Source organism: Desulfosporosinus metallidurans, assembly GCF_001936615.1.
Classification (GTDB): Bacteria; Bacillota; Desulfitobacteriia; order Desulfitobacteriales; family Desulfitobacteriaceae; genus Desulfosporosinus; species Desulfosporosinus metallidurans.
In genome coordinates this window covers 81,334-101,932 of sequence record NZ_MLBF01000006.1, presented here as the reverse complement: position 1 = coordinate 101,932, position 20,599 = coordinate 81,334, and the positions used below count along the sequence as shown (strand labels likewise).

17 protein-coding genes and 1 tRNA gene are annotated in these 20,599 nt (G+C 43.2%); 16 read left to right on the top strand and 2 right to left on the bottom strand.

Translation table 11 applies throughout. The features are described 5' to 3' along the window. The first annotated feature begins 5 nt into the window (after positions 1 to 5). The 5 genes from DSOL_RS06350 (at position 6) to DSOL_RS06325 (ending at position 4,324) form a co-directional block, all read left to right on the top strand. On the top strand, positions 6 to 206 hold the full coding sequence (locus DSOL_RS06350) for a putative signal transducing protein (RefSeq protein ID WP_075364036.1): 201 nt from the start codon (positions 6 to 8) through the stop codon (positions 204 to 206). Positions 207 to 208: 2 nt separating this feature from the next. Next, positions 209 to 1,126, top strand: coding sequence for an acetyl-CoA carboxylase, carboxyltransferase subunit beta (gene accD / locus DSOL_RS06345; RefSeq protein WP_075364035.1), 918 nt, complete (start codon positions 209 to 211; stop codon positions 1,124 to 1,126). Continuing rightward, positions 1,110 to 2,099 carry an acetyl-CoA carboxylase carboxyltransferase subunit alpha gene (locus DSOL_RS06340; protein WP_075364034.1) on the top strand — a complete coding sequence of 330 codons (990 nt, stop codon included), beginning with the start codon at positions 1,110 to 1,112 and terminating at the stop codon, positions 2,097 to 2,099. The genes accD and DSOL_RS06340 overlap by 17 nt, the downstream gene beginning before the upstream one ends. A gap of 64 nt (positions 2,100 to 2,163) precedes the next feature. Beyond that, positions 2,164 to 2,249 (top strand) — tRNA-Leu (locus tag DSOL_RS06335). A gap of 1,292 nt (positions 2,250 to 3,541) precedes the next feature. Then, a complete protein-coding gene (locus DSOL_RS06325; protein ID WP_075364032.1) occupies positions 3,542 to 4,324 on the top strand; it encodes a hypothetical protein in 783 nt (260 codons plus the stop codon). A gap of 96 nt (positions 4,325 to 4,420) precedes the next feature. On the opposite strand, the gene DSOL_RS06320 is transcribed toward DSOL_RS06325, so the two are convergent. Beyond that, the gene (locus DSOL_RS06320; protein ID WP_075364031.1) at positions 4,421 to 5,032 is read right to left on the bottom strand and encodes a hypothetical protein; all 612 of its coding nucleotides are present in this window, start codon (positions 5,030 to 5,032) and stop codon (positions 4,421 to 4,423) included. Between the two features lie 785 nt (positions 5,033 to 5,817). Between DSOL_RS06320 and DSOL_RS06315 the strand changes: the two genes are divergently transcribed. From DSOL_RS06315 to DSOL_RS06275, 9 genes are all read left to right on the top strand, one after another. Further along, positions 5,818 to 6,501 carry a response regulator transcription factor gene (locus tag DSOL_RS06315; protein WP_075364030.1) on the top strand — a complete coding sequence of 228 codons (684 nt, stop codon included), beginning with the start codon at positions 5,818 to 5,820 and terminating at the stop codon, positions 6,499 to 6,501. Next, positions 6,498 to 7,979, top strand: coding sequence for a sensor histidine kinase (locus DSOL_RS06310; RefSeq protein ID WP_075364029.1), 1,482 nt, complete (start codon positions 6,498 to 6,500; stop codon positions 7,977 to 7,979). Before DSOL_RS06315 ends, DSOL_RS06310 begins: the two co-directional genes overlap by 4 nt. 301 nt (positions 7,980 to 8,280) lie before the next feature. After that, positions 8,281 to 10,473 (top strand): ArnT family glycosyltransferase, encoded by a 2,193-nt coding sequence (locus DSOL_RS06305; RefSeq protein ID WP_075364028.1) that lies wholly within the window; start codon positions 8,281 to 8,283, stop codon positions 10,471 to 10,473. 21 nt (positions 10,474 to 10,494) lie between these two features. Beyond that, on the top strand, positions 10,495 to 11,499 hold the full coding sequence (locus tag DSOL_RS06300; RefSeq protein ID WP_075364027.1) for a glycosyltransferase family 2 protein: 1,005 nt from the start codon (positions 10,495 to 10,497) through the stop codon (positions 11,497 to 11,499). Then, positions 11,500 to 11,874, top strand: a complete 375-nt coding sequence (locus tag DSOL_RS29955) for a GtrA family protein (RefSeq protein ID WP_075364026.1) — start codon at positions 11,500 to 11,502, stop codon at positions 11,872 to 11,874. A gap of 113 nt (positions 11,875 to 11,987) precedes the next feature. Further along, the gene (gene galU / locus DSOL_RS06290; protein WP_075364025.1) at positions 11,988 to 12,890 is read left to right on the top strand and encodes a UTP--glucose-1-phosphate uridylyltransferase GalU; all 903 of its coding nucleotides are present in this window, start codon (positions 11,988 to 11,990) and stop codon (positions 12,888 to 12,890) included. A 28-nt stretch (positions 12,891 to 12,918) separates the two neighbouring features. Next, positions 12,919 to 14,529: a glycosyltransferase family 39 protein gene (locus tag DSOL_RS06285; protein WP_139314397.1), complete on the top strand. Its 1,611-nt coding sequence runs from the start codon at positions 12,919 to 12,921 to the stop codon at positions 14,527 to 14,529. A 53-nt stretch (positions 14,530 to 14,582) separates the two neighbouring features. Continuing rightward, on the top strand, positions 14,583 to 15,083 hold the full coding sequence (locus DSOL_RS06280; protein ID WP_075364023.1) for a hypothetical protein: 501 nt from the start codon (positions 14,583 to 14,585) through the stop codon (positions 15,081 to 15,083). A 169-nt stretch (positions 15,084 to 15,252) separates the two neighbouring features. After that, positions 15,253 to 15,900 (top strand): hypothetical protein, encoded by a 648-nt coding sequence (locus tag DSOL_RS06275; RefSeq protein WP_075364022.1) that lies wholly within the window; start codon positions 15,253 to 15,255, stop codon positions 15,898 to 15,900. 149 nt (positions 15,901 to 16,049) lie between these two features. On the opposite strand, the gene DSOL_RS06270 is transcribed toward DSOL_RS06275, so the two are convergent. Further along, positions 16,050 to 16,709, bottom strand: a complete 660-nt coding sequence (locus DSOL_RS06270; protein WP_075364021.1) for a response regulator transcription factor — start codon at positions 16,707 to 16,709, stop codon at positions 16,050 to 16,052. A gap of 210 nt (positions 16,710 to 16,919) precedes the next feature. Between DSOL_RS06270 and polA the strand changes: the two genes are divergently transcribed. Then, positions 16,920 to 19,544 carry a DNA polymerase I gene (gene polA / locus DSOL_RS06265; RefSeq protein WP_075364020.1) on the top strand — a complete coding sequence of 875 codons (2,625 nt, stop codon included), beginning with the start codon at positions 16,920 to 16,922 and terminating at the stop codon, positions 19,542 to 19,544. A gap of 96 nt (positions 19,545 to 19,640) precedes the next feature. Then, the gene (mutM, locus tag DSOL_RS06260) at positions 19,641 to 20,462 is read left to right on the top strand and encodes a bifunctional DNA-formamidopyrimidine glycosylase/DNA-(apurinic or apyrimidinic site) lyase (protein WP_075364019.1); all 822 of its coding nucleotides are present in this window, start codon (positions 19,641 to 19,643) and stop codon (positions 20,460 to 20,462) included. Positions 20,463 to 20,599 lie beyond the last annotated feature (137 nt).

Genomic DNA, 20,599 nt, shown 5'->3' with positions numbered 1-20,599 from the left:
GCAGAATGTGGACCGTCATTTATATTGCACCCAATAAGTTAATAGCAGAGAAATATAAAGCAATCCTCACAGAAGAAGGGATGCTCGTTCAACTTCGTCCGATTGGTTCAGCACATCTGGCTGAACACGCTTCAGTCGAAATCCTCGTACCAGAATCTGAAGCAGAAGAAGCGCATGAGATCATTACTGGCGCCATAGGGAGCTAAACATGTTTAAAGATATATTTCGAAAAACAAAGTATGTCACCATTCCATCTACGCCGACGCAGAAACGTAGTCCCTCGGATGTTCCTCCCCAAGAGCCGACGTATATTGGCAAGAAAGAACTTCCTGACGGTCTTTGGGTCAAGTGTCCGAAGTGCGGGGAAGTTCTCTTTAACAAAAACCTTGAGGAAAACTCACGAGTGTGCACAACGTGCGAGCATCATTTCCGAATTCCAGCTCGAGAACGACTGGAGTTATTGGTGGATGAAAACAGTTTTGAAGAATGGGACACAGAGGTATTCACCCTTGATCCTTTAGAGTTCCCCGGTTACGAAGGGAAGCTTCAGGAGGCACAGGAGAAATCTGGGATCCCGGAAGGTGTACTTACGGGTTTAGCAAAGATTGAAGGTAACTCTGTCGTGCTTGCTATTAATGAAGGAAATTTTATGATGGGCAGCATGGGCTCCGTTGTGGGGGAAAAGATTACTCGGGCCATTGAACGGGCGATTGATTTACATTTGCCTGTGATCATAATATCGACTTCAGGGGGGGCACGGATGCAGGAAGGAATTCTCTCGCTTTACCAGATGGCTAAAACTAGTGCTGCTTTGGGAAAACTGGCAGAAAACCATTTACTTTATATTTCGGTACTTACAGATCCCACGTTCGGGGGAGTGACAGCTAGCTATGCTTCACTCGGGGACATTTTAATTGCCGAACCCAATGCCTTAATAGGCTTTACAGGGCCGCGTGTGATCAAGCAAACGATGAGGCAAGAACTTCCTGCAGGCGCACAAACGGCTGAGTTCAACCTAGAACATGGCTTAATTGATCTTATTGTAGGACGTGCTCAGATGCGATCTGTCTTAGCCCGCTTGTTGCGGTACCATCAGGAAGGGGCTCAGTATGGTGCAACTGTTTGATTTTGAAAAGCCGATAGTAGAACTCGTTCAAAAAATTGCAGAACTCCAAAAATTCTCGGCGGAAAAGGAAATTGATCTTTTCCAGGAAATTGCTACCCTGGAAAAGAAAGTGCTCCTTTTGAAGCAAGAGATTTATGGAAACCTTGAACCCTGGCAGAAAGTTCAGATTGCTAGGCATCCGGAACGGCCTAATTTTTACGACTATGCATCCTTGTTGTTTGAGGATTTCATAGAACTCAAAGGGGATCGGCTCTTTGCGGATGATCGCTCAATTGTGGGTGGGATTGCACTTTTTCACGGGACAGCCGTGACAGTTGTCGCCCAAGTAAAGGGGAAGGATACGAAGGAGAATATCAAGCGTAACTTTGGCATGCCCCATCCGGAAGGCTATCATAAGGCGTTGCGTTTGATGGATCAGGCCGAAAAATTTGGTCGTCCGATCCTGACATTTATAGACACTCCTGGGGCAGCCTGTGACTTAGCCGCTGAGGAACGAGGGCAGGGTGAGGCTATTGCGCGATGCCTCCAAGCGATGTCCGGCTACCACGTTCCGGTGATCAGTACGGTCATCGGAGAGGGTGGCAGTGGGGGCGCACTCGCTCTAGGGGTAGGTAATGTGGTCTTGATGCTAGAGAATTCCTTTTACTCGGTTATTGCTCCGGAAAGCTGTGCCTCTATTCTTTGGAAAGACCCGGCCAAGGCGAAAGAAGCGGCGGCTGCTTTGCAATTTACAGCTCCAGACTTACAAAGACTTGGGGTAGTGGATGAGATGGTTCACGAACCTCTTGGCGGAGCACATAAAGACTTAAATCAGACCGCAGAGAAATTATCTCAGGTCATTTCCAAACATCTTGTGAGTCTGAGGTCGGAGAATCCAGAAGCGCTGCGGGAAAATCGCTATCAAAAGTTGAGGGCCATTGGAGTGTACCAAGAAATTTCCCAAAAGTCCTTGGGAATTTTAGAAAAGGCTTGACTAATCCGTTGAACTAGTGTTATTATATCTAAGTCGTCATTAATCAATGCGACGACAGCATATTGGGCGAGTGGCGGAATGGCAGACGCGTCGGTCTCAAAATCCGATATATGTGAGTATGTGGGGGTTCAAGTCCCCCCTCGCCCACCAGATTATTGAAACACAGTTATATCAAGGGTTTACGGAGTTGGTAAGAAATTACCAGCTCTTTTTGCTTTTTAGACCGATACATTCAAAGGTAGGTGTGACCGATACATTATAACAGGGCAACGGTTCTCGTTCCCTGAATAACAAGGAGGTACACTGAAATGACAGCAAAGGCCACTGCGACAAGGGGTAGAGGCACAAGGAAGAAAATAACTATGGATGGTGATTATACTGTGGTTGCATTTTGAAAGTCGCTTATGGCAAGGGTTTCAGAGTTTGCAAGTAAATTAGTGTATGAATATTGAAATATTCATATAGGACTACCCTTGAGACTGTAATTGAGGTTGTAATGTAATTCTTAGTAACTATGGTGGTGAACTGTGGATTCGGTGGATATAGTATGGATACCATACGGCTAGCCGTTTTGCCACAGGCCTTTTTGGGGTCGTTGGGGTTAAGTACCTAACTGAACTCAATATTTCATAATCAATACAATGTGTTAGAGCGTCGATTCCCCTGCATCTGTATTCCCTCTTGACTTCTTAATAAATGTAAAAATAAATTTGTAAAAAATTCAACTCGTCTATTACAAATTATGTATTGGTGGAATCTGGATAGGAAGTATATAATAGAAAGCAGTAAACGGATTATCCCCTACTGTAATACAAATTTGTAGCAAACAGAAAGGAGGCACATAGTTTGAAAGAGTTCAGAAATGAGACTGTGAAAAAAGAAAGGTGCACCAAAATAAGCCCACCATAAGCGGACTTTAAAATGAATATTAAATTTAAGTATTAAGTCGTATTACGCATATCGGGTATTTGGTAGCCTAATGTTTGCAGGTAGCGTATAGCCATTTCCTCAGTGATCTGAGATACATAAGTTTGTTTTGGTTTGGAGTTGATTTTGTATAATTCATAATCAAACGTCTCATTCTTATCCAGCATGTGGTAAAATGCAAGTTAGCAGCGTATGCCCAATAGCTATAGTGGCCTTGCCATATCACTACCGATCTCACCGATGATAGCAATGGCAGTAAAAACATCCTTGATGCTTGGCAATGATAAAATGATCTCTATTTGTGGCAAATATGGCTGAGCTAAGCCTAAAGCAACACGTTCAATGTCTGATATGTGTTTCTCAATGTTCTTTGTACTTGAAAATAGCGAACGGCACATCTTATTATGATAATTGCCTCCGGCTTTAACCTTATATGATATTATCCTTTTGGGGTTATTTGCACTTACAAGAAACCAGTAAACTATTCTATTAGTGAAAAGAGGTTTTCCTATATCATGGGTAAATTGAGGAAATGGAAATTATTTATCCCCATAATCTTTTTTGTAGCTTTGCTAGTAATTAGTGCTTCTGGCTGTGCAAGTAATTCGACGATAAATAGCTCTGATCAGGCAATAAAAGTCTCACCACAGTCAACTCCTATAGCTATACCATTTGATAAGATTGCTGGAAGGCTGCTTGAAACAAGTGATTTTCCCGTTTTTTTACCCGCTTATCTTCCTGCCCCATATACGGGAGAGGAGTGGTTTCTTAATCTTGAATCAAGCAATAATAAGTTTACGATAGAAATCGACCTGCGGTCTCGGGGAAATAAAACCGGAATGTATGTTGGAACACTTTCCGGTAATGTCGGGAACCCTCCAGTATCGCCGCTGGAAAAGCAGTTTATCAGTGAAAACAGAGAACTGAAAACCATCAAACTTACTAATGAAATTGAGTGCAAGGAATACATTATTGATCCTGCTGCCGGTAAGGCAATCTCATGGGAATCTGGTCAATGGGGTTACTTTGTAGCGGCTCAACCAGACAGCAAAGAAGGAAGCACCATAAGTTATGCTTCCCAGATCATCAACCTCATTGGAGGAAACGGCTTAGCTCTTTCAGAGTTTCCTGGAAGATTATATTTTTTTTATACTGGTGCAAACCACCCTACCACAGAAATCTTCTGGAAAGTGAATAATTCTGTCTGGTATCAGCTAGATTGGCGAGATGACCCAAGTAACGCCATCAAGATTCTGCGGAGCATGAAGCAGATAGGTATTAATGAGCAAACAAAATAGAAAAATAGCCGACTGACTTCGATAACATCCGAAAGGGAACGGTAAAGTAAGTAAAGAGGCCGCCACTACTATTAAAATAATAGCAGTGGCTTTAATCTAAGGTAGCCGGATGGAATAATCCAAAACGCCGTTTCCAAAATACCCTGAGTTCTTAAAGTAGTATCCGGCCGAGGCTCCGTATTGAGTTAGTTGACTGGGGCCAGGCAAGTAATACGGTGGAAAATTGTTTCCCCATACATAAATTGCTGTATTAGGGTCATAGCCGCAGTAGTGGCCGTTCCATCCAGTGGCAGCCATTGCCATCATCTGAACAGAATCTGTATACCCAAGCTCTTGTAGTTTGTAGAAAGCAGCAACTAAAAAGTCTGCACATATCTGGATGTTATTTGCATAGTTGCTACCACATATGCCGCCGCACCAGGTATAGCCACCTCCAACGAAGCTGTTCCACTGATCGAACATTGTTTTTCCAACCTGACAAATTCCCACACCATACTGATTACATGGGCTGCAGTCTTCCGATTCTGCTGTTGATGCACTATCGTTCCACAGTGTTTCCATTGAGGCAATTGTGGCAATAGTTGCTGGGTTAAAGACATTGTGGGCAGCATAATTGAACGCAGAGCCAAGACCGCGTGTGGTAAATCCTCCACTCCAATATGGGTAGTTATCTGTTGAGCCGACACAACCTGCAGGATTATAGGTCATTAATAGATCCTCATTTTCAAAGTGAGGTAACCTCCAACGTTGATAAATCCTGGCCAGCAGTCAAGTGCTGAGTCTTGCGTGGAGCAGGAAATTTGGACGACGGAAACGGTGCGGGGTAAAATTTAACGGAGCGTTTTTGGACGCTCTTTTTGCGTTCTTATTGCAGGGAATAGAGGATAATTGTGGAATTAGTACTATATGTTGAGATGCCCAAGTAACCGCTACGCCGGGGCGGGAGCACTTTGTAATTACATCAAGATATGGAAAACAGCCGATCTAGGGAGATTACTCCCAGTTATCGACTGCTTTCTTACTTTACTAAACTAAAGGATGCATTCTTGTTTGATGAGGAAACTAGCCATACAAATTTGTTACCACTCGAATGTCACACCTTACGTAGGCAACTCGTAAGTGCCAGATATGAAAGAAACTTGATGGAAATTCTAGTTTACAATTACAATGTCTCTTTTTTATTAGTTTTACCTGTGGTTTAGCTGTAGTTGCCCTCGCCCACCACAAAGAACTTACGAATAGAGTCTATCAAGGCTCTATTTTTATTTACCCTCTGTGAGTTTATGTTTGACTTTAGATTGGGAGACATGTTAATCTTAGCAAAGTCGTTATTCCATAATGTAGGAGAAATCGACTTTATCTTATAATTAGACCGATTCAGCTAACTTTCAGCGTTCTTTCAGAGTCAATTCAGCTCGCCATAGGATAATAAAGAAAGAATCCAAAAGATTTATACCTTAATTTGCGTTCTAAGTTAATTTGGAGGGTATATCGTGAATAATTTAAAAGGAATCAAGATATTATTGGTCGATGATGAACCAAATATTTTACAATTCTTAGAGATGGGTCTTCAGAATGAAGGATTTGAAGTGCAAACTGCCCAAGATGGGATGACTGGGGTGACCCTTGCAAAACAATTCCAGCCTCATATTATAATTCTTGATGTTATGATGCCTGGTATGGATGGGTTTGAAGTGTGCCGTATGCTTAAAAAAACGGAGAATGTAGCGATTATTATGCTTACGGCAAAGGATGAAGTGGAGGACAGAGTCAAAGGGTTGACTTTAGGAGCGGACGACTATGTGATGAAACCCTTTAGTTTCGAGGAATTGTTGGCACGCATCCACGCTAGAGTTCGCAATCAATTTCCCAATCTTTTAGGGGAAGTGGTAATCGGAGGATTTAGAATTGATGATCGGCGCAAGGAGATCCAATACCAGCAGCGCGTTCTAGAACTTTCGACCACGGAGTATGAGTTGCTCAAATTCATGGTGCTCAACCAAGGTCTGGTCTTAAGTAAAGCAAAAATCTTGGATAAGGTATGGGGCTATGATTTCGGCGGAGATGAAAATATCGTCGAAGTGTATATACGATCACTCCGAGAAAAATTGAACGACAAAGAACATCGCTTGATTCGAACTCTGCGCGGGGCTGGATACAGAGTTGACTTGTTATGAAACTGAGAACCCGCTTTCAACGCTTTTTTGTACCAAACTCCCTTCGGTTTCAGCTCTTAGCTCGTTCACTGTTACTCATGGCCGCCTTGCTGGTTGTTATCGGTTTCCTACAATATGTTTTTATGCAAGGGTTTGTCTACCAAAATCAAGCGAAGAGTATTCAGAGCCAGGTTCAGTCCGTCCCTCCAGACGCCTGGCAGCAGATGACCGTGACCGATAGCTCATCAAGTTCATTGTTTGAAAAAGGACCTCATCATGCTCCTTTTTTCTTTATGCCCGATGCCTCAATTGCCCTCATCGATGAGAAGGGGACGTTTACGGTCCTATCCAATTCCTCGGTGAACGTGGGAACACCACAAAAGTTACCTGAACAGGATTACCAAAATGCTCTGGGCTCTGAGCATAACTTGACCTATAAAATAGTTAACTCAACAGAAGGAGAGGAACAACTGATTGTCCTTCAGACCATTCGGACGAGAGACCATATTCCTGAAGTGGTCCAAGTAGACTTAAGTACTAAGCCATTGCAAGATATGTTGCTCCAGCAATTGCTTATGTTCCTTGGAATTTCTTTGCTCGCCTTAATCGGTGGAATGTTAGCCTTTATTCCTGTGCTGAGAAAAACTTTGGTTCCCTTGTCTAACATGGTCGACACGGTGGGACAAATTGACGTTGGAAATCTTGCCGAGCGTTTACCTGTTGAGCAAGGGCAAGTGGAAATTGATCGACTGGCAAATTCGTTTAATGGCATGCTCCAGAGACTAGAATTGTCGTTTGAGGCGGAAAAAGAGTCCAAGGAGCAAATGCGCCGCTTTGTTGCGGATGCTTCACATGAGTTACGTACTCCATTGACCGTCATTCATGGATTTATAGAAGTGCTCCTCCGGGGTGCCATGAATCAACCGGATATGTTAAACAGATCCCTGACGAGTATGTACGCAGAATCCGACCGCATGAAAAAGCTGGTAGAAGACTTACTCTTACTTGCTAAGCTGGACCGTTCACCCAAAATCCAATTAAGCGAGGGAGCATTGGACGAGATCATTAAAGATATGGCCCCGCAATTAAGGTTGTTGGCTGGAACTCGCAAAGTCAGTCTGAGACTCACCTCAAATTTAAGAAGTTGGTTTGATGCCGATAAAATAAAACAGGTTATACTGAATCTCTTTCATAATGCGGTTCAACATACCGATCCCGAGAAGGGAGATATTCAGCTTTCTTTGGCAACGGCTGGCGAGGGTGTTGAGCTAACCGTGAAGGATAACGGTTCTGGTATACCCGAAGAACATTTAGCTATGCTGTTCGATCGATTTTATCGGAGTGATTCGTCTAGGACTCGTAAATACGGAGGTGCTGGACTTGGCTTGGCGATTACAAAATCCATCGTGGAGCTTCATGGCGGTACGATAAGGGTAGAAAGTATGCCAGAGGAAGGAACCACCTTTTATGTATGGTTGCCAGTCGATGAACCGTCATAATAGTCTTGGATTAAGAAGAGTTTTGTTCGCATTATTGTGAACAGAGCTCTTCTGTTATTTCCTACAAGGTCGGGGTTGGAACGTCAGAGGTGTTGTTCCTAAGAATTTCAGCTCTATCTGCCAATTTGTTGCAGATAGAGCTGTTTTTTATTTTCCGAGCTTTTCAGCTAATTTTCAGGAAACACTCAATTAACGTTCAGGTGGCATTTAGGAGCGATTCAGAAACGAAGGTTATAGTAAAGAAGAACTAAAGAGCAAAAGTGTGCTACAGACAATTACTTAAAAAGGAGTTATCAAGGCAATGAAATTTTTAAAGGCTAAACGAATTGACTCGCTGCTGATTGGAATCGTCTTACTGGCCGCCTTCTTAAATATCTATGGCATTTGGCAAGATCAATATGCCAATGCCTATTACACGGCGGCGGTTACGAGTATGCTACAGAGTTTTCACAACTTCTTTTTCGCGTCCTTTGATCCAGGGGGGTTCGTGACTGTGGATAAGCCCCCTGTGGCGTTCTGGATTCAAACGATGTTTGCTTCAGTACTTGGCATACACGGCTGGAGTGTCATTTTGCCCCAGGCTTTGGCAGGAGTAGGGTCAGTACTGCTGATTTACGTACTTGTGAAACCGTCTTTCGGTAAAACTGCCGCCAGGTTCGCAGCGTTGGTAGCTGCTTGTACACCGATCGCAGTCGCTGTAAGTCGTACGAATAATGTGGATAGTTTATTGGTTTTCACGCTTCTAGCGGCAACGTGGATGTTATTTAGGGCCATGAAAACAAAAAAAATGGTTTGGTCCATCGCAGCTTTTGCCATGATCGGGGTGGGTTTCAATATCAAAATGCTTCAAGCGTATATGGTTTTACCTGCGTTCTACTTGTTCTATTTACTCGCTTTCAAAGTGAATTGGAAAAAGAAGCTGGGCGTGCTTGCCGTGTCTACTGCAGCCCTACTGATCGTTTCGTTATCCTGGCCAATCATCGTGGATAGCATTCCTGCGGCAAATCGGCCTTATATTGGAAGCAGCCAAACAAATTCAGTCCTGGAATTAGCCTTTGGCTATAACGGGATATCCCGTCTGACCGGACAAGGAGGGCCGGGAGGAGGCAACCGCGGGGGAGCTGATGGTTCTTCGCAAGGTTCTAGTTCAGTGCAGAACGCAACAGGTCAGAACTCTGCAGGGCAACCGCCCGCCATCGACGGAACTGATTCAAATCGTCAAATGAGAGATGGTGGCCCGGGTGGAGGAGGCCCTGGAAATGGTAGCAATGGCATGTTCAACACTGGAACGGCCGGTCCGCTAAGATTGTTTCAGTCTCAGTTATCAGGACAAATTAGCTGGTTACTGCCCTTTGCTTTATTATCTTCGATCGGCTTACTCATAGGAATTCGTCGTAAACAACCGCTAACTGATAAACAGATGGAAAGTTTGTTCTGGCTGGCTTGGTTGTTGCCGATCATGGGTTTCTTCAGTGTAGCAGGATTTTTCCATCAGTACTATTTGATTATGTTAGCTCCTCCCATTGCGGTCTTAACAGGAGCTGGGTGGGTAGAACTTTGTTACTATCACCGACAAAGTGAAGGGTGGAAACGGTGGTTGCTACCCGTGGGATTCTTAGGAACGACAGCTTTCGAAGTCTTTATTCTCTGGCCGTATAAGACCCAGATTGGTATTAGTCTGCCGGTCGTTGTGGGGGTATTGGGGGTCGTATTCTCTCTAATCCTATTGGTTTCACCTTTCTTCCAGCGAACCTCGAATCTCGGATCTGCAACTGCAACTCCAACTCCAACTGGGGATTCACTAGGGGATAGTGTTCCGCAAAAACTATCGTTTAGAACCTCTATTTCTAGGATATCTGCTATAGGTGGGATTATGACGCTTCTAGTCGCTCCGCTCTTTTGGGCAACGACTCCGATGATCTACGGGGGAAACAGTATGATGCCTGCAGCGGGGCCACAAAGTGGAGAGGGTATGCCAGGTCAGGGTCCACAAGGTCAGATCCCAAACCAAGCACAAGCTCAAAGCCAGACCCAGGACCAAACTAAAACCACGTACCAAACACAAGATCTGGCTCGTGTTCAGAGACAAGGCCAAGCTCAAGGCCAGATGCAGGAATCTATTAACACAAAATTGGTGGACTATCTGACAACCAACAATACTGGCGAGAAATACTTGTTTGCCACGACCAATGCCGGCACGGCAGAGGCATATATTATTAAAACCGGAAAAGCAGTTATGGCCATGGGTGGGTTTTCTGGCTCTGATCCGATCCTAACCGTGGATAAATTGAAACAAATGATTGCCAACAAAGAAATCAAATACGTCTTGCTTTCATCAGGCGGCCCTGGGGGAGAAAGTTCGGACGTTCAGACTTGGATTCGTCAGAATGGAACCGCCATTCCATCAAGCGAGTGGCAATCAAGTACAGATTCTAGCGGAGGCATGGGAATGGATAGAAACGGATCTTCTGCGTTATATGAAATCAAATCTTAACGGAAAGGAGGTAAACGACGTATGAACATGGACATTCGCTATTCTATAGTCATTCCCGTCTACAATGAAGAAGTTGTCCTTTGTCAAACTTACCAGCGCTTGAAGCAGGTAATGGATACAACTCGAGAATCGTATGAGCTAATTTTCGTGAATGACGGCAGTAGTGACCATACACTGGAAATGATTAAAAGCATCCGAGCTCAAGATGAGGATGTCAAACTAATTTCCTTTTCCCGTAACTTTGGGCATCAGATTGCAATTACAGCGGGAATGGATTATGCGTCTGGCGCTGCGGTTGTTGTGATTGACGCTGATCTACAGGATCCTCCTGAATTAATTCTAAAAATGATTGCTAAGTGGAAAGAAGGGTATAACGTCGTTTATGCCAAACGAACGAAGCGCAAGGGAGAAACTTGGTTTAAAAAACTGACCGCACGCTTGTTTTATCGCATTCTTAGTGCGTCAACAGATCTCAATATCCCAACAGATACAGGGGATTTTCGCTTATTGGATCGCAGAGTGTGCGAAGAACTGAAACGCTTGCCTGAGAAAAACCGTTATGTCCGTGGCCTTGTGAGCTGGGTGGGGTTTAAGCAGACTGCGGTTGAATATGAGCGGGATGAACGCTTGGCTGGAGAAAGCAAGTATCCTTTGAAAAAGATGATCAAACTAAGTTTGGATGGGATTACCTCCTTTTCCTATAAACCCATCAAACTGGCAACCTATGCTGGAGCAATCATCATTTCTTCAGGTATAACTTACTTGGTAGTACTCTTGCTTTTGAAAATATTCAGTAAATCTGCTATCGCTGGGTGGAATTTGGTTTTGGCAATGCAATTCGTGTTAAGCGGTGTTCTCCTCACAATGATGGGGGTCATCGGAGAATATATTGGTCGAATTTATGACGAAACAAGAAATCGCCCCCTGTATATAGTGAGTGAGTGTTATGGGTTGAAGAACGAAGAGCGAATTGTGAAGGACGAACGGATAGTCAAAAGAGAACGCACTGTAAAGAAGGTTGTCTAAATGGCGAAGCGCCCTCTTGAATTTTTAAAGTTTTGTTTGGTTGGAGCAGTAAATACTGGTGTAGATTTTACTGTGTTTACAGTGTTCTCCAATCTGGGTGTTGTCCTATTCGTGGCGCAATGTATTTCTTACACGTGTGGAGTATTGAACAGCTTCCTTCTGAATCGGACATGGACTTTTAGAGGACGCGCTCAATCCTCCCGATCATTCCTCCGATTTCTGGTTCTCAACCTAGGCACATTGACTATAACTTATGGCCTGTTAATCTATTTTCACAATCATTTTGTTTGGTCAATACTCGTCAGTAAATTACTTGCGACAGGTGTGAGCCTTGTTATTAATTTTATCGGCAGTCGTTTATTAGTTTTTGGTTAAGTAAAAAAGAATACGAGAAAAGCTTATGTTCCGAAAGATGCGCAATGCACTTTTCAGAAACAGCACGTAAACAGGAGTCTCTTACCCGATATTAATGAATTGGAGTGATTATCATGAAAATCAGGAAAGCCGTTATCCCGGCAGCTGGTTTAGGCACGAGATTTTTACCTGCAACAAAAGCACAGCCGAAAGAAATGTTGCCGATCGTTGATAAGCCAGCCATTCAGTATATTGTGGAAGAAGCGGTGCAGTCGGGTATCGAAAGTATACTCATTGTAACGGGTAGAAATAAAAAATCGATTGAAGATCATTTTGACAAGTCTGTCGAGCTCGAACAATCTCTTTGGGAAAAAGGAAAAACTGATCTGTTGCTCGAGATTCAAAACATCAGCGATATGGCCAATATTCATTATATGCGTCAAAGGGAGCCTTTGGGTTTGGGACATGCCATTCTATGTGCTGAACAATTTATAGGAGACGTACCTTTCGCGGTCTTGCTTGGGGACGATATTATGGTGTCCGAGCCACCAGCTCTGAAACAACTCATGAATGTCTTTGAAACCTATGAGTCAACCGTTGTGGGAGTCCAGACAGTGCAACCTGAGGAAGTCAGCAAATATGGGATCATCTCGGCTGTAGCCCTGCACAATAAGATTTTGCAAGTAAGGGATTTAATCGAAAAGCCTACGCCTGCTAAAGCACCGTCAAATATAGCAATCATGGGTCGGTATATTTTGAAACCATCGATTTTCCCCATCTTGAAAACTCAAGAAAGAGGGGCGGGAAACGAGTATCAACTTACAGATGCTTTGCGACAAGTACGTGAACAAGAGGGTCTGCTTGGTTTGGAATTGAAGGGAGAACGCTACGATATTGGGGATAAGTTTGGCTATATGAAAGCTATCCTGGAAATGGGACTTCAGCGTGAAGAACTCTACCCTCAATTGATGGATTATTTACAGAAAGTATTTAATAAGGAACTCGGCAAGAATCGAATAAAAAGAACTGCGGTATGAAATGTGATATGAAAGGAGCATCCTGCTAGTGGGTTTGAAGAAGCACTTGTTTAAAATTAGCTTACTAACAATGCTCATATTAGCTGGGGTGTTGTGCATCTCGTCCTTAGGGAGTTACAGTGGGAAAGCTCAATCGAATCAGAATACTATAGTGGACCACGGATCAGTCCCAAACGGTAATCATCCGTTGCGAAATGATAGTTCTAAAATGGATTCCCCAAACGGCTCCGTGCCAAATGGGACGCCAAGTTTAAATGCTCCTCCCAACAACAATTTTCGGAATGAAGCGATGAATAATCTAGGGAATAATCAGACGGGGAATTATACTACCCAAGTCGCCGCGTATGCTGGAATATTCTTGATCATTTTCCTTGTGGCCTATTACCTTATTACCCATAAGAAGGTGAACATCCATCCCAGTCAGGAAACATTAGTGATTTTGACCGTTCTCGGTGTGGGCTTTTTATTGCGGATTACTCTGGCGACTCTAATCAATGGGCATCCGTATGATTTAAGCACCTTCAAAAACTGGGCGACCACGGCTGCGAATAATCTCACACAGTTTTATCAAGGCCGTCACTCCAGTGACTACCCACCGTTGTATATTTACGTTTTGTATATGATCGGAAAACTAGGTAGCCTTTCCGCTGTTAGTCCCTATTTCACGTTATTTTTGAAACTTCCGTCCATTATCGCAGATATCGTCACCTCGTTCTTACTATACAAACAGGCTAAGAAATATCTTACTTTGGAAATGAGCCTGCTGCTATCCGCATTTTATGCCTTCAACCCTGCGGTGTTTATCAATTCAACAATTTGGGGTCAAGTTGATTCTTTCTTCACCCTTTTGATTGTTTCCGCGGTCGTTCTACTCACAGAAAGGAAGATAGGTCTGGCTTCTGTTTTGTTCACTTCAGCTGTGCTCATGAAGCCGCAAGGGATTATCTTTCTCCCGGTCGTTTTCTTTGAGCTGATTAGGCAAAAAAATCTAAAGAGTTGGGTCAAAATCCTAGTGCCCGGCTTTATAACAGCTATTGTCCTCGTGCTTCCCTTTTCATGGAATGCAGATTGGCTTTGGATTTTCAAACTTTTCGCCAGTACGCTTGGTGAATACCCGTATGCTTCCGTCAATGCTTTTAACTTTTTTAGTCTGCTCGGGAAAAACTATGCCAAGGATGCTGGTACCTTGTTTTTGTTTAGCTATCATACCTGGGGGATGATTTTTATTGTCTTAATCACTGCCTTATCATGGCTTCTCTATATCAGAGGGAAGAGCAGGGTTTTCGCACCGGCTGTTGCACTGGTGTTGATTGTGGGGGTCTTCACATTTTCCGCTCGGATGCATGAGCGATATTTATTCCCTGCCTTAGCACTGTCGATTATAACCTTCATCTATCTTAAGGATAAAAGGCTGTTGTTGGTGGCTGCAGGACTTAGTTCAACGATTTATATTAATACTCATTATGTCCTTTATGAAACATTAAATGGCGTAAATTCTATATCCTATGGGCCGTTTCTGATTGTTTCTTCAATACTAAATATCTTGTGTTTTGTATACCTTGTTAAGGTTTTATTCGATTTAACACGAAGTGAAGGGAGAGGATGGAGTAAGGTTACTTCTGAAACGCCGATAGACTAAGTTATGGCCGGCCAAGTATTTTATCTAATATAATTTAGGGAGGAATTCACTAAATGGTAAAATTGAATCGAGTTCAGAAATCAAAAAGTAAACCCTGGATCGCAGTGGGTATAGCATTGTCCATAATGATAATTGGAGTAGGTGGTTGTGGTACCACGACGGAGGCAACATCAAAATCAACAAATACAAATGAGACGGCCCAGGGGCAAACGAGCCAAAAACCAACTCTCAATCCAGCGATGCAAGCCGCTATGGAAATACGTCGTCTTCAAAGCAATCAAGAAATGGTTTTGACCAGTGATCAAAAAGATAAAATCAAACCGGTTATTCAGCTTCTAATTGATACGACTAGTCCCAGTCGAGATTTTCTCCAACAAAAAGCAGATGAAATCAATGCAGTGTTTACAGAACAGCAAAAAACCTATTTAAAATCTCAAACACAAAAAGGGGACCCAAACGCGAATCCAAATGGAAATCCGAGTGGAGATAAACAAAAGAATCCTTCTTTCCAACCACAAGACATATATAAACAATTATTAAGCTCTCTAACATAACGATAGACGCTACACCCTGCCTGAAGCGTTAGAAATCAGAAATAATATATTTTAGGCCTATTTTCATGAGAAAAAAGGCCTAAAATATTATAATTTCAAAGACTTTACCAAGATATACATTCGATATAATAAATATTAAGATTCATTTAGGTTTAAGGGGGAAGTTCAAATGAGTATTTCGTCTGTTAGCTCAATTAGTTCATCAAGTATTTATAACCAAATTTTAGCTGCCCAAGAGAAAGCAAAGCAAGCCCGTCAAACAATTGAAAAGCAGAGTAATTCATTGTCAACGTTGGACAGTGCGGTATTAAGCCCGGAGGCACTCCAAGCGTCAAGGAACTCACAAAAAAACCCTCTGGACGATTTGGTCTCTAATGGCACAATAACAAAAAAGCAAGAAGATATTATTGCGAGTACCCTTCAAGCGGCTATGCAATCGCAGTTCGCAATACAGTCGTCGACGGGTACATCAAATTCTACGACGACTGATCCGTTGGCCAGTTTGATATCTAACGGAACGATTACTAAAGAACAAGCAGCTTCTATCAAAGATGCTTTCCAAACAGCCAGGGAGTCACAAACAAGCACAAGTTCGAGGAAAGATCCATTGGCAGATTTAGTTTCTAATGGCACGATTACTCAGAAACAAGCTGATACTATTAAAGATGCATTAAAGGCCGCCATGGAGTCGCAAACACAGTCCACAACCAAGACGAATCCTTTGGACAGTTTAGTGAGTAACGGAACGATTAGCCAAGACCAAGAAAATACGATCATGACTACTCTGGAAACTGCCAGACAGTCTCATCAGCGCTAAGCATAGGACTCTCACTACACATAGGGTATACAACACGAACTCCGCAGTACTGTAATAGTGCTGCGGAGTAACTTTTGCCTAAGATATCACTGGAGAATCGGTGATCGTAGTCTTGGGAAATCATTGAAAACACTTTAAATATAAGTAATTCATTCTCCAAAATAGTAACCTACGCCTCGGACTGTTTTTATGTACGACGCCCCGATTTTCTTCCGTAGATAGAAAATATATAGATCAACATTAGAAAACATATTTCCTGAATAAGTTCCCCAGAGCCTTTCAAAGATACGTTCCTTGGTTACAACATGTCCATAGTTACGCATCAGAATTTCCAGTAATAGTGTTTCCTTGAGGCTTAATTTAACGTTAATTTGACCGATAACTACATTACATTTTGAGGAATCTAAGGTAAGTTCCCGTGCTTCTAGTAGACAAGCTGCGTATTCCTTGCTCGTTCTTCTTGAAAGAGCTCTTAATCGTGCTAGAAATTCCTCAGGGACAAAAGGCTGAATCAGGTAGTCATCAGCACCAGCGTCCAAACCAATTACTTTGTCTTCGGGACGATTATGCGCAGTAAGAAATATAATGGGGGTAGTAACTTCTTGAAGACGTAATTCCTTAACGATCGTTAATCCATTGAGTGTTGGAAGAAACCAATCTAAAATAATTATATCGTAGGAACCCAATAGGGCCATTTCAAGTCCAATTTCGCCATCTGCGATTTTGTCGACGAGATAACCTTCTTTTTTTAGGATTTGGCTAAGTGTTCTGAGGTGGTTTATTTCATCTCCAACTAATAGTAATTTCATTTCGTCCTCCTTGCGAAACATTTAACAAAACAATAAAAATTAAAATAATTAAGTTATAATGTGACGAATTGGGTATTAGTATACTGCGACTAGCTGAAATGAAATTGATAGATTGCTGAAAATAAGCTGAATGTTTCTAACGATCTTTAGTGTTTGTGAGAAACCAGTGGGTATGATATAGTAAAATTCGAAATGAAAGGGGTTTTCACGATGCCGCGAATGGTGATTTTAGACGGAAATAGCCTTGCAAATCGCGCTTTCTATGCACTGCCGCCGTTGACGACGGCTGACGGGCGCCCAACGAATGTCTTGCATGGTTTTCTTACGATGCTTTTTCGATTAGAACAAGAACAACATCCGGATTACTGGGTGGTGGCTTTCGATAAAACCAAGGCAACCGTACGGATTGAACAGTACGCCGGGTATAAAGCGCAGCGGAAAGAAACTCCGGAGGGATTGCGCCCGCAATTTGACTATCTCAAAGAAATACTCGCCGAGCTAGACGTGCCCATGCTGGAACTTGCGGGGTATGAAGCAGATGACCTCATTGCCGCAGTGACCAAACAGGCAGAAGCTCAGGGCATGGAGATACAGGTTTACACTGGTGATAGAGATGCCTTGCAACTGATCTCTCCAAAGACCCATATATTTTTGACGAAAAAGGGAATTAGCGACGTCGAGTGCTATGATGAGCATGTTTTGTGGGAGCGCTATCAGCTACGCCCTTACCAAATTATTGATTTAAAAGGTCTTATGGGAGACACTTCGGATAATATCCCGGGAGTTCCAGGCATCGGTGAGAAAACCGCGCTAAAATTACTCTGGGAATATGAAACCGTCGAGGGGGTTTTGGCCAACGCGGATAAAGTCTCTGGCAAAAAACTGCAAAGTAACTTAAAGGAATATGCAGACCAGGCAAGACTCAGCAAAACGTTAGCGACCATGCTGACCGAAGTTCCTCTTCCGTTTTCATTGGACAACTTTATTTACCGTCGTCCTCAAGCAAGCAAAGTCCTTCCCGTCTTAAAGAAGTATGATTTGAAAAATGTGACCCGCTTATGGCAAGAACGCTATACGAACGATGGAGAAACAACGGAAGAAAATTCTGAAATGGTAGTTCAAGCCTGGTCAGAACGCGAGCTTTCCGAAGAAGGTTGGCTTACTCAGATTGAACAGTGGCAAACAAGCCGAGAACCCCTTACTTTGGCCTGTCGTTATGAGGGAACTGGATTACAGGGTGGTCGTTGGCTTGAATGGGGAGTCGCTGTCTTAGGAGAGTCCTTTAAACTGACCCGTGAAGAGGCATCCACCCAAGTAATAAAGGCTTGGCTAGACCTCTTAGAAAATGATAAGGTGCCGAAAATCTTAGCAGATAGTAAAACCGTGTCATTGTTGCTTGGAAATGAAGGAACAATGTTAAAGGGGGTTGTGCTCGATCTTAGCTTAGCCTCTTATCTGATTCAATCCTCTCGAACGAAATTTGCCCCACTTGATTTAGTCAAAGAATATGCGCCGAAGCAAGACGTTTTCAAGAGTGTCTCGGAAGAAGCTGCGGCCTTAGCGCAAGTCGCCACCAAATTTAAGGAAGAACTTCATACTTTAGGACTGGCAGATTTGCTGCATACTGTTGAAGAGCCACTAAGTCTGGTCTTGGCTCAAGTGGAACGTCAAGGGATCGGAATTGACGTTGACCAATTGAAACACTTTGGTGAAGGAATTAGTATCACTTTAAGGCAACTAGAACAAGACATTTATGCCTTAGCGGGAAACACATTTAATATCAATTCTCCCAAACAATTGGGAACCATTTTGTTTGAAAAGCTGGGTTTGGCAACGGCTAAAAAGACCAAGACGGGTTATTCCACAGATGCGGAGACGTTGGAAGAATTGCGTTTAGCTCATCCGATTATAGAGAAGATCCTAGATTATCGGCAGCTCAATAAACTCATGTCTACTTATGTCAATGGGTTGCTTGCCCAAGAGAAGAATGGCCGAATTCATACCACCTTCCAACAAACGGTGACCACAACCGGTCGCCTGTCAAGCACAGAACCTAACTTGCAAAATATTCCCATTCGACTGGAACAGGGTCGACTGTTACGGAAGATTTTCCACCCTACGGAACCTGACTGGGTGCTCCTTTCAGCCGATTACTCCCAGATTGAACTGCGTATTTTAGCTCACTATTCTCAAGATCCACTGCTCTGTGAATCGTTCGCTCTTGGTCAGGATGTTCATACTCGGACGGCTGCGGAAGTCTTCGGTATTTCGCTGGAAGACGTTACTCAGGAGATGCGGAGGAGTGCCAAGGCAGTTAATTTTGGATTGGTTTACGGCTTAACGGAGTTTGGTTTGTCAAGGGATTTAGGAATTCCCCGTAAAGAATCTAAGTTTTACATTGAACAATATTTTAAACGTTATAGTGGGGTCAAACGTTATTTAGAAAGTGTGGTCGCTCAGGCTAAACAAGAGGGACAAGTGCGTACCTTGTTAAACCGTCTGCGTCGCATTCCTGAATTGTTTCATTCCAATAGGACACAGCGCCAGCTTGGAGAACGCATAGCCATGAATACACCTGTACAAGGGACTGCGGCTGATATTATGAAACTTGCCATGATTCATGTAGCCGAAGGATTAAAGCCTTTTCGAGCGGCAATCCTTTTGCAAGTTCATGACGAACTCTTGCTGCAAGTAGCGCCAGAGGATTTAGAGAGTGTAGCAGGCTTATTGAAAGAGAAAATGGAAAATGCCTTTCCGCTTTCAGTGCCTATGACAGTGGACTGTAAAGTCGGACCAAATTGGTATGATATGAAGGCGTATAAGCCGGAAGAATAGATTAAATGCGATATCAGTGCAGTGAAACAAAAAAACGAATAAACTGATGTTATAGTGCAATATGAAAACATATAGCCAATAGGAAAAGGAGCAATAATGCCTGAATTGCCAGAGGTCGAAACGATTCGACGAACTTTAGCTATACACGTCACGGATTTAATGATTAAAAACATAACCCTCATTTGGCCAACCGCTGTTTGCGGTTGGGAAGGTAAGGCCTTTGAAGATTTAGTCATCGGACGTCGGATTATAGGGATAGACCGACGGGGAAAATATCTCCTCATCCGGCTGGATGAGGAGATAACGTTAATTGCCCATATGCGTATGACTGGACGACTCAATTACTATGCGGATCATCAGGAACCCGAAAAACACACGCATGTGGTTTTCACTCTTGAACAAGGGGAAGTGCATTTCTCAGATGTGCGAAAATTTGGGAGGATACAAGCCTTACCTACGCCACTATCTGTGAGTGAATCCTCTTTGCGCAAACTCGGTCCTGAACCTTTGGAACACGAATTTACGCCAGCCGTCCTGAAAGACCGTTTTGGAACAAAAAAGGTCTCATTAAAGGCCGCTTTGCTCGACCAGCATGTCCTAGCAGGAATGGGTAACATCTATGTGGATGAATCCCTGTTTCAAGCGGGAATATCCCCTGAACGTCGGGTAGACACTCTGTCAGAAGAAGAAATCTCCAAACTGCATCAAGCCATTCAGACTGTTTTGCAAGCAGGCATTGATGCCCAGGGTACATCCTTTCGAGATTATAGGGATGCTAATGGGGAAAAAGGGTGGTTCGAACAAGCCCTCCAGGTGTATGGCAGAGGTGGGGAACCCTGCCAAGTCTGCGGGCAGACATTGGAACGACTACGCCTCGCCGGGCGGACTACGGTGTATTGCCCAAGGTGCCAGAAGTAACGAACAAAACAATTTGATATTTGATCAACGGACAGTAAAATTATTCTTTCGGCCCTCTTTTATAGAGGGCTGTTTTTATGCTGATTATATCTGCATTGCACATATAATCATATCAAGCGATATCGCTTTGCAATTGA

Coding starts and splice junctions, on each gene's coding strand:
- DSOL_RS06325 (WP_075364032.1), top strand. CDS start 3,542: ATGGGTAAATTGAGGAAATGGAAATTATTTATCCCCATAATCTTTTTT.
- DSOL_RS06275 (WP_075364022.1), top strand. CDS start 15,253: ATGAGTATTTCGTCTGTTAGCTCAATTAGTTCATCAAGTATTTATAAC.
- accD (WP_075364035.1), top strand. CDS start 209: ATGTTTAAAGATATATTTCGAAAAACAAAGTATGTCACCATTCCATCT.
- DSOL_RS06340 (WP_075364034.1), top strand. CDS start 1,110: ATGGTGCAACTGTTTGATTTTGAAAAGCCGATAGTAGAACTCGTTCAA.
- mutM (WP_075364019.1), top strand. CDS start 19,641: ATGCCTGAATTGCCAGAGGTCGAAACGATTCGACGAACTTTAGCTATA.
- DSOL_RS06300 (WP_075364027.1), top strand. CDS start 10,495: ATGAACATGGACATTCGCTATTCTATAGTCATTCCCGTCTACAATGAA.
- DSOL_RS06350 (WP_075364036.1), top strand. CDS start 6: ATGTGGACCGTCATTTATATTGCACCCAATAAGTTAATAGCAGAGAAA.
- polA (WP_075364020.1), top strand. CDS start 16,920: ATGCCGCGAATGGTGATTTTAGACGGAAATAGCCTTGCAAATCGCGCT.
- galU (WP_075364025.1), top strand. CDS start 11,988: ATGAAAATCAGGAAAGCCGTTATCCCGGCAGCTGGTTTAGGCACGAGA.
- DSOL_RS06310 (WP_075364029.1), top strand. CDS start 6,498: ATGAAACTGAGAACCCGCTTTCAACGCTTTTTTGTACCAAACTCCCTT.
- DSOL_RS06280 (WP_075364023.1), top strand. CDS start 14,583: ATGGTAAAATTGAATCGAGTTCAGAAATCAAAAAGTAAACCCTGGATC.
- DSOL_RS06270 (WP_075364021.1), bottom strand. CDS start 16,709: ATGAAATTACTATTAGTTGGAGATGAAATAAACCACCTCAGAACACTT.
- DSOL_RS29955 (WP_075364026.1), top strand. CDS start 11,500: ATGGCGAAGCGCCCTCTTGAATTTTTAAAGTTTTGTTTGGTTGGAGCA.
- DSOL_RS06305 (WP_075364028.1), top strand. CDS start 8,281: ATGAAATTTTTAAAGGCTAAACGAATTGACTCGCTGCTGATTGGAATC.
- DSOL_RS06320 (WP_075364031.1), bottom strand. CDS start 5,032: ATGACCTATAATCCTGCAGGTTGTGTCGGCTCAACAGATAACTACCCA.